Origin of the sequence: Methylobacterium sp. CCH5-D2, from assembly GCF_001556475.1 — a bacterium.
GTDB classification, from domain to species: Bacteria; Pseudomonadota; Alphaproteobacteria; order Rhizobiales; family Beijerinckiaceae; genus Methylobacterium; species Methylobacterium hispanicum.
Genome location: NZ_LSIX01000927.1, coordinates 1 through 10,686 on the forward strand (window position 1 = coordinate 1; position 10,686 = coordinate 10,686).

Consider the following 10,686-nt stretch of genomic DNA (forward strand, 5'->3'; position numbering starts at 1 on the left):
CTGTAGGGAGAGGTCTGCTTTCGCAGAAAGCCGGGTGAGGGGTATGAGGCTTCCAGTAAAAGCGCTGAGCTGAACGCGCGTCGATGGCACGCTCAGGTCGGGAACGTCATACCCCTCACCCCAACCCTCTTCCTATGGGAGAGGGGGCACCGCGCGGTGGTATGAGGACAGGTTCCTGTCCGGGTCGTGCCGCGATCGGACGGCCGGGCCTTGTCCCGCCGCGCCCGCATCCGGTCGCCCACGGCGCCGGCGGACACGCGCTCAGTGGGCCATCAGCACCGGCAGGCGCGCGTTCTCGATCACCGTGCGGGTGACGCCCCCGAGCAGGAACTCGCGCACCCGGCTGTGGGTGTAGGCGCCGAGCGCCAGCATCGAGGCGCCCCGCCGCTCCGCCTCGGCCAGGATCGCCGTGCCGACCGGGAGCGGCTCCTCCATCCCGAGCGTGACGGCCTCCGCCACGATGCCGTGCCAGCGCAGATAGCCGCACAGGTCGGCGGCGCGCGCCTCCTCGAAGCGCTCGGTCCGGGCGTGCACGACCGTGACCCGGGCCGCCTCGCGCAGCAGCGCGATGGACTGGCCGACGAGGCGGGTCGCCTCCAGGCTGCCGTTCCAGGCGACCATCACGTGGGCGAGCAGGTCGTGGGGCACGTCCTCGCCGACCATCAGGGTGGGGCGCCCGACCGAGAACAGGGCGGTGTCGAGCGCGCGGCCCGTGAACGGCACGGCCGGGTCCGGGCGGTCCACCACCACCAGATCGTTCACGCGGCCCGCGAGCGTCAGGACCGGCTCGATCTCGCCCGCGTGTTCGGTCCAGGTCGCGAAGGTGGCGTCGAGGGGGCCGTCCGGCGGCATGAACGGCACCCGTTCGCGCCCGCACCAAGCCCGGAGGGCCGCCTTGCCCTCGGCCGCGGCCTCGCGCGCACCCTGCTCGATGGCCGCGACGGAGGTCCAGTCCATGGGCGCGAGGCCCGCCATGGCGGCCATGACGTGCTCGGGTCCGGGCGCCACGAAGGCGACGCCGATATGCGCGCGGAGGCGCCGGCTCAGGCGGAGCGCCGCGTCGAGCCGGCGCGCGGCGTCGATCCCGGGTCCGGTCGGAACGAGAAGGCAGCGCAGGTACATCGGGACGCTCCTCGCTCAGCGCTCCAGGGTCTTCAGGTAGGCGATCAGGGCCTCCGCCTGGTCCGGGTCGAACCGGAACTCGGGCATGCCGGGATGCCCGGTGCGGATGCCCTCGGCGAGGGATTCGCCGAGATCCTCGACGGGGTAGCGCGTGTGCAGGTCGCGGAAGGGAGGCGCCTCGCCGAGCGGGCTCGCGCCGACGCGCCCGACCGCGTGGCAGCGGGCGCAGTTCGTCCGCGCCAGCGTCTCGCCCTGCTGCACCCGGCGGTCCCAGGCGGCCGCCGGGGCGGCGAAGGGGAGCGGCGGCAGCGCGAGGAGACCGGCCGCCGCGAGGGCCGCCATGACGGTCGGGGCGCGCATCAGTGGCTCATCAGGCAGCAGACGGGCGTCGCCCGCATGACGTCGCGGGTGACGCCGCCGAAGATCCACTCGCGCAGGCGCGAATGGCCGTAGGCGCCCATCACGATGAGATCCGCCTCCTCGGCCCGGGCGAACCGCATCAGCTCGTCCGCGGGGCCGATGACCGGGCTCGGCAGCAGGTGTGTGGTGGCCGCGATGCCGTGCCCCGCGAGGTACTCGGCCGCGCCCTCCGCGCCCTCGTTCCGCGCGCCCGGCCCCACCGCCACCACGCAGGTCCGCTCGGGATGGCCGAGAAAGGGCAGGGCGTCGTGGATCGCCCGGCGCGCCTCGCGCGTGTCCTTCCAGCCGACGACGACGCGCCGGGCCGCGAGGCGCTCGATGCCGGGCGGCACGACGAGCACCGGGCGGCCGACCTCCATCAGGACGGCGCCGGTCGGGACGGCGAGCAGGCCCGGATCGCCGTCCGCCGCGCCCTGGCGGCCCACGACCACGAGGTCGGCGGTGCGTGCCTGATCGAGGAGGTGGAGCAGGGGATCGGCCAGCGCGGAGCGCCAGGCGGTCTTGGGCGCCGCGCCGGCCTCGCGCTCGAACAGGGCCTTGGCCTCGTCGAGCTGCTCGCGCGCCCAGCGCTCCTCGTCCTCGTAGACCCGTTCGACCTCCAGCATGTCGCCGACCGGCATCAGGCTCGGGACCTGGCGCGCGGCGACGCCGGTGAGCCGCGCCCTGAGCCGCTCCGCGAGCCCGGCTGCGAGCCGGACGCGGTCCGCGCCCATGGGATCGACCGAGACCATGATGTTCGAGATCCGCATCCCCGCCTCCCCGCTGCTTCCCCAGACCGGGATCGCAGGTTCGATGGGGCATCCTCCTCCGGCGCCCCGGGCCGGACCTTGATTCAAGTCAACGGGTTCCGTGCGACGCGGAGTCGGGCGCGCGCTCAGGGCACCAGGCTCAGGGCACCAGCACGGCGGCGCCCGTCAGGATTCCGGCGCGGTGGTCGGCCACGGCCTCGTTGGCCCGGATCAGCGGATAGGTGCGCGTGCGGGTGCGGATGCCGGCCCGCGGCGCCATCGCGAAGAAGCCGTGCGCGTCCGCGCGGGTCAGGTTGGCCACCGAGAGCAGCGCGCGCTCGCCCCAGAGCCGCGCGTAGGGGAAGGCCGGGATGTCGCTCATGTGGATCCCGCCGCAGACCACCCGCCCGCCCTTGGCGACGGCCGCGAGCGCGGCCGGCACCAGCGCCCCGTCGGGCGCGAAGATCAGGGCGGCGTCGAGCGGGACGGGGGGCGCCTCGTCCGAGCCGCCCGCCCATTCCGCCCCGAGCGCGCGGGCGAAATCCTGGGCCGCGCGGTCGCCGGGCCGGGTGAGCGCGAGCACGCGCCGCCCCTCCCAGCGGCAGATCTGGGCGACGATGTGGGCCGCCGCGCCGAAGCCGTAGAGGCCGACCGTCCCGGCCTCGCCCGCCATCCGAAGGGTGCGCCAGCCGATCAGCCCGGCGCAGAGGAGGGGCGCGGTCGCCACCGGATCGAGCGCGGGATCGAGCGGGACCGTGAAGGCGGCCTCGGCCAGGAGATGGCTCGCGAAGCCGCCGTCGCGCGTGCAGCCGGTGAAGCCCGCCGCGTCGCAGAGGTTCTCGCGGCCGCCCTTGCAGTAGGGACAGGCGCCGCAGGCATGCCCGAGCCAGGGCACGCCGACCCGCGCGCCGGGCCGCGGCGCGGCCACGCCCGCGCCCGCCGCCTCAACGGTCCCGACGACCTCGTGCCCCGGCACGACGGGGTAGACCGCCTGGGGCAGTTCGCCGTCGATGAGGTGCAGGTCGGTCCGGCAGACCGCGCAGGCCTCGACCCGGACCCGGACCTCGCCGGGACCGGGCTCCGGGTCCGGCCGCTCCTCGGGCACCAGGGAGGCGCCGACCGCCCGCAGGACCATCGCCAGCATCGGGCCGCTCCCGCCGCGCCTACGAGAGGGTCAGGTGGTCCTCGACGGCGCGCACGCCGGGCGCCGACCACGCGGCCCGCTCGGCGAGCTCCCGCTCCCGCCAGACGTCGACGCACCCGTCGAGGATCACCCGGTCGCCCTCCACGCGCACGCGGATCGTGTCCGGGTCCCGGGCGCTGCGCTTGAGGGCGGCGCGGATGCGGGACCGGACCTCCTGGGCCTCGGCCGGCGGCTTCACCGCGATCAGGTTGACGATGTCGGTGACGCCCGCGAGGCGGCGCAGGGCCGCGTCGACGGCCGCCTTCTGGTGATAGTGGGGCACGCTGCCCTGGAGCGTGACGCAGCCGTGCTCGACCTTGATCGAGACCGCGCGGTCCGGGATCCGCACGTCCCATTCCAGCACCTGGGCACAGCGCTCGGCGAGCGCCTCGTCGCCGATGCGTGGGTTCTGCGGGTAGCGGACCTCGATCTCCTCGACCACCGCGCGCACCCCGCGCACCCGGAGCGCGACGCGCTCGGCGATGGTCTTCTCGGCGTAGCTCCGGACATGGCCCGAGAGCGTGACGATCCCCTTCTCGACGATGACGCCGATGCGTGCGGCATCGACCATGGGGGCGTATTCCAGCTCGTCGAGCACGCGCTGGCGCACGGTGATGTCGTCCATCGCCCTGTCCTCCGTTCGGTCGCCGGGCCGGGAGCGCTCTCCGTCGGTGGGACGCCGGCCCGGCGCGGGAGAGCGCGTCGCGACGAGGGCCGGTTCCGGTCGCACCGCGGGTCGGGAGCGATCCTAGAGGGCGAGCCAGAGCAGGGCGGTCGTCGCCAGCGAGGCCGCCGCCGCCAGGGCCAGCGCCTGAAGGCTGCCGATGCTGCGGTAGCGCGCCGCGTCGGCGACGACCCGGGCGCCGACGTCGTTGCGCGGCTCGAGGCGGACCGTCACCCGTGCCCGGCGCACCGCGCCGATCGCGGTGGATCGAAGAACCAGCGTCATCGTTCGCTCCCGTCCGTCCCGCCGCCCCATCGCGGCGCCGTCCCGGCACTCTTGCCGGCACTCTTGCCGGCGCTCTTGCCGACGCGGGCATCCTGCCGGTGGGCGCGCACGCCGCCTTGATCCAGCTCAACGCCCGCGGTCCCGCCAGCCGGCACGGTCGCCCGAAGGATCAGCCGCGGGGATCAACAGCCGCCGGGAGGCCGACATGGACGCGAGGCACGGGCCGGAGGATCGGTCGAGTGGCGGCTCGAAAGCGGTTTCGAAGGGCGGCGCGCGGCCGGGGGAACCGGCTCGGGAGCCGGCTTGGGAACCGGCTTCGGAGCGGCCGGGGCCGCCCTTCGTGCCCGGGCCGCTCGGGCCGGACAGCCTCGCGCGGATCGACGCCTACTGGCGCGCCGCCAACTACCTGTCGGTCGGGCAGATCTACCTGATGGCCAACCCGCTGCTGCGCGAGCCGCTGCGCCCCGAGCACGTCAAGCCGCGCCTCCTCGGGCACTGGGGCACGACGCCGGGCCTCAACTTCATCTACGCCCACCTCAACCGCGTCATCCGCCAGCGCGACCTCGACATGATGGCGGTCTGGGGACCGGGCCACGGCGCGCCCGGCCTCGTCGCCAACGCCTGGCTGGAGGGCACCTACGGCGAGATCTACCCGGACGTGGCGCAGGATGCGGAGGGCATGGCCCGCCTGTTCCGGCAGTTCTCGTTCCCCGGCGGCATCCCGAGCCACGCCTCGCCCGAGCTGCCGGGTTCCATCCACGAGGGCGGGGAACTCGGCTACGCCCTGGCCCACGCCTTCGGGGCCGCGCTGGACAATCCCGGCTTGACGGTCGCCTGCGTGATCGGGGACGGCGAGGCCGAGACGGGGCCGCTGGCCGCCTCGTGGCATGGAAACAAGTTCCTGGACCCGCGCGCGGACGGCGCCGTCCTGCCGATCCTGCACCTCAACGGCTACAAGATCGCCAACCCGACCATCCTCGCGCGCATGCCGGAGGACGAGCTGCGCAGCCTCCTCGTCGGCTACGGCTACGAGCCGGCCTTCGTCGCGGGCGACGCACCGGGGCCGATGCACCAGGCGATGGCCGCCGCCCTCGACGCCGCCCTCGACGGGCTCGCCGAGATCCGGGCGGCCGCCACGCACGGCCGGCGCGAGCGGCCGCGCCGGCCGATGATCGTGCTGCGCAGCTCCAAGGGCTGGACCGGGCCGAAGGTCGTGGACGGCAAGCCCGTCGAGGGCACGTGGCGCGCCCATCAGGTGCCGGTCGCCGCCGTGCGCGAGAACCCGGAGCACCGCAGGATCCTGGAGGACTGGATGCGCGCCTACCGGCCGGAGGAGCTGTTCGGGCCCGACGGCGCGCTCGTCCCCGACCTCGCCGCGCTGCCGCCGCAGGGGGCGCGGCGCCTCTCGGCGAACCCGCACGCCAACGCCCACAGGAGCCACCCCCTGCGCCTTCCGGACCTCCGGTCCTTCGCCGTCGCCGTGCCGGAGCCCGGCGGCGCCCGGGCCGAGGCGACGCGCGCGCTCGGGGCCTACCTGCGCGACGTCCTCGCCCTGAACCGGAAGGCGCGCAACTTCCGCATCATGGGGCCGGACGAGACGGCCTCGAACCGGCTCGACGCGGTCTTCGAGGTCACGGACCGCGCGTGGCAGGAGGCGATCCTGCCGGGCGACGACCACCTCGCTCCCGACGGGCGGGTCATGGAGGTGCTGAGCGAGCACCTCTGCGAGGGCTGGCTGGAAGGCTACGTGCTGACCGGCCGCCACGGCCTGTTCGCGACCTACGAGGCCTTCGTGCACGTGGTCGACTCGATGGTGAACCAGCACGCCAAGTGGCTGAAGGCCTCCCGCGAGCTGCCCTGGCGCCGGCCGGTGCCCTCGCTCAACATCCTGCTCTCGTCCCATGTCTGGCGGCAGGACCACAACGGCTTCAGCCACCAGGATCCGGGCTTCATCGACTTCGTGGCCAACAAGCGCGGCGACACCGCCCGGATCTACCTGCCGCCGGACGCGAACTGCCTCCTCTGCGTCACCGACCACTGCCTGCGCACCTACGACCGCATCAACGTCGTGGTGGCGGGCAAGCAGCCCGCGCCGCAATGGCTCGGCCTTGACGAGGCCGCCCGGCACTGCGCGGCGGGCGCGGGCATCTGGGACTTCGCCTCGAACGAGGGCGAGGAGGAGCCCGACGTGGTGATGGCGTGTGCGGGCGACGTGCCGACCCAGGAGACGCTCGCCGCGGTGGACTGGCTGCGCCGTCACCTCCCGGACCTGCGGGTGCGGGTGGTCAACGTCGTCGACCTGATGACGCTGCCGTCGCGCGCGATGCACCCGCACGGGCTCGACGACCCGACCTTCGACAGCCTGTTCACGCGCGACCGGCCGGTGGTGTTCGCCTATCACGGCTATCCCTGGCTCATCCACCGGCTGACCTACAAGCGGACGAACCACGAGAACTTCCACGTGCACGGCTTCATCGAGGAGGGGACCACGACCACCCCCTTCGACATGTGCGTGCTGAACCGGATCGACCGCTTCCACCTGGCGCTCGCCGCGCTCCAGGCGGTGCCGCGGCTGGGTGCGCGGCGCGACCACGCCGAGCAGGCGTTCCGCGAGGCGCTGGCCGCCCACGGCGAGCACGTCCGCCGCACCGGGGACGACCTGCCGGAGGTGCGGGACTGGACTTGGCCGGGCGCCGAGTCCCTCCGCAGGCCGCCGGCCCGCCTCACCCCTCGGCGTCGAGATGGGATCCCTCCCGCCCCAGGTGCAGGTAGCCGGCGTTGAACAGCGCGATGTCCTGCAGGGCGGGGAGGTCCAGAATCGTCAGCCGCTTCGACTTCAGGACGATCAGCCCGGCCCCGCGCATCTGGTGGAGCATGCGGTTCACGTGCACGTTGGTGAGGCCGAGCGTGTCGGCGATCTCGACCTGGGTGAGCGGCAGCGGGCAGGTGTCCCCCTCCGTGAGGCCGATCATGCGCAGGCGCCAGAACAGCTCGCAGAACAGGTGGGCGACGCGCTCCAGGGCGGTGCGCTGGCCGAGGCTGACCGTCCATTCCCGCTGGATCGCGGCCGCGACCAGCGTCTCCCACCAGAGCGCCTGCATGATCCGGGGATGCTGATCCAGCACCTCCATCAGCGCGGTGCTCGGGATCTCGGCCACGCGCACCGGGGTGAGCGTGCCGACCGCGTGGTCGAGCGCGCGCAGGACGAGCAGGTAGCCGTCGCAGAAATCGCCCGGCAGGACATGAGCCACGATCTGCCGACGGCCGTCCTCCAGCTGCTTGTAGCGGCAGGCCCAGCCCTCCAGGACCAGGCTGACGTGCCGCGGGCTGTCGCCGTCCCGCAGCAGGTCCTGATGGCGCCCGACCGCGCGCACGCTCCGGGCCAGCCCGTGCAGGGCCAGCCGGTCCGCCGCCGAGAGTCGGGTGAAGTGCTCGAGCTTGCGGATGAGATGGTCCGGCATGCCTTGGCCCCCCGCGTAGACCGGACAGGCTACAGGGGAGGCGACGCCCTCAGGTTGTCCTGAATCAACCGGAGCCTGCCGAGGCTGCGGCCGGCCGGGCAGGGCCGACCCGATCCACCCGGAAGGTGTGGTAGGCCGCGTCGTCCGCCCCGCGGATCGAGACGTACGCGCCCTCGAGGAAGGCGTGGGTGCCGAGGCGGTAGCCGGCCTCGTCGTCGTCCGTCGTCCGGTCGTCGTAGTCGATCAGCCAGGTCGCGCCTCCCTCGCCCCCGGCCCGGTGCACGAGCCGGCCGTGGCGGTCGCGCTCGCCGGTCCAGAAGCGGCGCACGCGGCAATGGTCGCGCGTCTCCTGCCAGAGCGCCGCGTCGAGGCGGCCCTCCGGGCCGAGCGGCGCCACGATCTCGTAGCCGCGCCCGGCACTCCCCTCCGGATGCTCGGGACAGCGCGCCAGCGTCAGGGTCACCCGGCGCAGCCGGGCCGGGGCCAGCACCTCCGATCCGCGGGACATGGCCGTCCTCCTCAGCTCAGGGCGACGATGCGGTCCTCGACGGCGCGGACGCCCGGCACCGACCAGGCCGCCCGCTCGGCGGCCTCGCGCTCCGCCCAGGCCGTCACCGCACCCTCGAGCGTGACCGTGTCGCCCGCGACGCTCACCTTGATCCCGTCCGCCTCGAACATCGCGCTGCGCCGGAACGCCTCCAGGATCTTGTCCTTGACCGCGGTCGGGTGGACCTCCGGCCTGACCCGGATGAGGTTCGACACGCCGACGACGCCCGACAGCTTGCGCACGGCCGCCTCCGCCCCCATTGCCTGGTACTGCCAGGGTACCGTGCCGGTCAGGGTGATCCAGCCCTTGCTCACCCCGACCTGGATGGCCTCCTTCGGGAGGTGGACGGACCAGTCGATGATGGCGAGGGCGCGCGCGGCGATCTGGTCGTCCTCGATCTGCTTCGCCGCCGGGTAGCGGACCCGGATCTCCTGCGCGACGGCGCGCACGCCCTTCACGCGGCGCACCGCGTTCTCGGCCTCGACCTTCTCGGCGTAGCTGCCGACATGGCCCGTCAGGGTCACCACCCCGTCCGAGACCGCGACGCCGATGTCGGCGGCATCGAGGCTGGGATCGAAGTCGAGTTCGTCGAGCACGGCGCGGCGCAGGTCCTTGTCGGTCATGGCGTCTCTCCCGATGGTTGGGGCGGGGGCCCGTCGGCGGAGCCGGCGGGTTCGTCAGGCGGTCGGGTCCGGCGGCGGGCCGGCGCGCCGCTCGGCGCGGGCGAGCGCGGCGCACCGATCCAGCTCCCGCCGCAGCGCCGGCAGGGTCTCCTCGACGCCGGCGGCCCTGAGATCCGCCTGCAGCCGCGACAGCAGCGGCCCGTCGCCCGTGACGACGCCCGCGTCGGTGAAGGTCTCGACGAACCGGTCGGCCGCCTCTGCGCCCAGGCGCATCCGCTCGCAGGCCCAGGCCGCCAGGAGCAGGTTGCGCCGGGTGCGGGCGCGGAAGCGCGCGTCCTCCTCCTGGACGAAACGGCGTTCGAAAGCCCGCTCGCGCGCGTCGAACGTGGTCATGGGACGGCTCCGCCTCGGGGCAGTCCGGATATTCTGCGGCCGGACGGGCCGGGGACCTTGAGGCAGATCAAGGCCCGGCGCGGGGCCTGGGCCGCTTCGCACGGGCGGGCGCCGGGCTTGCGCTGGATCAACGCGTCCGCGGGGGCGGCGCGGCAGGGTTCCGCCGACGGGAACGACGGGAGAGCCGAAGATGTCGGAGCCGCACGCCGCCGGCCGGGGCACCATTCCGGGCATCCGCGACGTCCTCGTGGGCATCGCCGAGGAGGGCCGCGACGACGGGCCCGAGAGCGCGCTCGCCTACGCGCTCGCGCTCGCGGGCACGGCCGGCGCGCACCTCACCGTGCAGTCCGCGGCCCGGCGCCTGACCGTGGTCGCCGGGGCGGCCTGGGGCGTCGTCCAGGAACTCGTCGCGTCCGAGAACGGGCGGCTGCGCGCCCTCGCGCAGGCCGCCGCCGGGCGCGCCGCCGCGGACGCGGCCGGCCTCGGCATCACCTGCACGACCGAGGCGTCGGCTCTGGCCTATCCGGACCTGATCGCCCGTCTCACGGCGCGCGCGCGCCTGGCCGACCTGACCGTCCTCGAGGCCGGCACCCGCGAGATCGACATTGAGCGCGACCTCATCGACGCCGCGCTCTTCGGAAGCGGACGGCCCGTCGTGGTGGTTCCGCCGGGCTGCCGGACGTTCGGCGCGCGGCGCGTCGTCGTCGCTTGGGACGGCGGTCCGCAGGCCGCGCGGGCCGCCAACGACGCCCTGCCGTTCCTGCGCCTCGCGGAGGCGGTCGAGATCGTGTCGGTGGTCGGCGAGAAGGACCTGTCGGCCTCTGTCGCCGGCGCCGAGTTCGCGCCGCACCTGACCCGCCACGGGGTCGCGGTGTCGGTCAACGACCTGCCCGTCGTCGGGGACGTCGCCGAGACGCTCAGGATCCAGGCGGGGCTGTTCCGTGCGGACATGCTGGTGATGGGGGCCTACCGGCGCGCGCGCTTCCGGGAGTGGCTCCTCGGCGGCGTGACGCGCTCGCTCCTCCTGCGCAGTCCCGTGCCGCTGTTCCTCGCCCACTGATACCGTTCCCGGTCGATGGTTTCGGCCGCGTGAGGGGAACCGCGCCCTTCCCCATCTCCCATAGGGAGAGGGTTCGGGTGAGGGGTATGACGCTTCAAAATCGAGCGCTGCATCGACGCGTGTCGATGCCGAGCAATATCCTGTGAGGTCATACCCCTCACCCGGCTTTCTGCGAAAGCAGACCTCTCCCTATGGGAGAG

At 74.1% G+C, this 10,686-nt stretch carries 12 protein-coding genes; 2 read left to right on the plus strand and 10 right to left on the minus strand.

From position 1 onward, the window contains the following. Positions 1-261: 261 nt before the first annotated feature. The 6 genes from AX737_RS24960 to AX737_RS24985 form a co-directional block, all read right to left on the minus strand. Positions 262-1,122: a universal stress protein gene (locus AX737_RS24960; RefSeq protein ID WP_066926057.1), complete on the minus strand. Its 861-nt coding sequence runs from the start codon at positions 1,120-1,122 to the stop codon at positions 262-264. A 15-nt stretch (positions 1,123-1,137) separates the two neighbouring features. After that, positions 1,138-1,482 (minus strand): cytochrome c, encoded by a 345-nt coding sequence (locus AX737_RS24965; protein WP_066926060.1) that lies wholly within the window; start codon positions 1,480-1,482, stop codon positions 1,138-1,140. Beyond that, a complete protein-coding gene (locus AX737_RS24970) occupies positions 1,482-2,291 on the minus strand; it encodes a universal stress protein (RefSeq protein WP_066926063.1) in 810 nt (269 codons plus the stop codon). The genes AX737_RS24965 and AX737_RS24970 overlap by 1 nt, the downstream gene beginning before the upstream one ends. Positions 2,292-2,430: 139 nt before the next feature. Then, the gene (locus tag AX737_RS24975; protein ID WP_066926066.1) at positions 2,431-3,414 is read right to left on the minus strand and encodes a zinc-binding alcohol dehydrogenase family protein; all 984 of its coding nucleotides are present in this window, start codon (positions 3,412-3,414) and stop codon (positions 2,431-2,433) included. A 19-nt stretch (positions 3,415-3,433) separates the two neighbouring features. Then, positions 3,434-4,078 (minus strand): BON domain-containing protein, encoded by a 645-nt coding sequence (locus AX737_RS24980; protein ID WP_066926069.1) that lies wholly within the window; start codon positions 4,076-4,078, stop codon positions 3,434-3,436. Between the two features lie 123 nt (positions 4,079-4,201). Then, positions 4,202-4,402 (minus strand): hypothetical protein, encoded by a 201-nt coding sequence (locus AX737_RS24985; protein ID WP_066926071.1) that lies wholly within the window; start codon positions 4,400-4,402, stop codon positions 4,202-4,204. 205 nt (positions 4,403-4,607) lie between these two features. Here AX737_RS24985 and AX737_RS24990 point away from each other — a divergent pair, with 205 nt between their 5' ends. Continuing rightward, positions 4,608-7,184, plus strand: a complete 2,577-nt coding sequence (locus AX737_RS24990; protein ID WP_082773286.1) for a phosphoketolase family protein — start codon at positions 4,608-4,610, stop codon at positions 7,182-7,184. Here AX737_RS24990 and AX737_RS24995 read toward each other — a convergent pair. The 4 genes from AX737_RS24995 to AX737_RS25010 all read right to left on the minus strand — a co-directional run bounded on the left by AX737_RS24995 (position 7,126) and on the right by AX737_RS25010 (position 9,426). Next, positions 7,126-7,863 carry a Crp/Fnr family transcriptional regulator gene (locus AX737_RS24995; protein WP_066926073.1) on the minus strand — a complete coding sequence of 246 codons (738 nt, stop codon included), beginning with the start codon at positions 7,861-7,863 and terminating at the stop codon, positions 7,126-7,128. The two genes, AX737_RS24990 and AX737_RS24995, sit on opposite strands and share 59 nt — an antisense overlap. Positions 7,864-7,927: 64 nt before the next feature. Further along, positions 7,928-8,371, minus strand: a complete 444-nt coding sequence (locus tag AX737_RS25000; protein WP_066926076.1) for a hypothetical protein — start codon at positions 8,369-8,371, stop codon at positions 7,928-7,930. An 11-nt stretch (positions 8,372-8,382) separates the two neighbouring features. After that, the gene (locus AX737_RS25005) at positions 8,383-9,033 is read right to left on the minus strand and encodes a BON domain-containing protein (RefSeq protein WP_066926079.1); all 651 of its coding nucleotides are present in this window, start codon (positions 9,031-9,033) and stop codon (positions 8,383-8,385) included. Between the two features lie 54 nt (positions 9,034-9,087). Beyond that, the gene (locus tag AX737_RS25010) at positions 9,088-9,426 is read right to left on the minus strand and encodes a DUF1476 domain-containing protein (protein WP_066926082.1); all 339 of its coding nucleotides are present in this window, start codon (positions 9,424-9,426) and stop codon (positions 9,088-9,090) included. A 190-nt stretch (positions 9,427-9,616) separates the two neighbouring features. Here AX737_RS25010 and AX737_RS25015 point away from each other — a divergent pair, with 190 nt between their 5' ends. Then, a complete protein-coding gene (locus AX737_RS25015) occupies positions 9,617-10,486 on the plus strand; it encodes a universal stress protein (RefSeq protein WP_066926085.1) in 870 nt (289 codons plus the stop codon). The last annotated feature ends 200 nt before the right edge of the window (positions 10,487-10,686 follow it).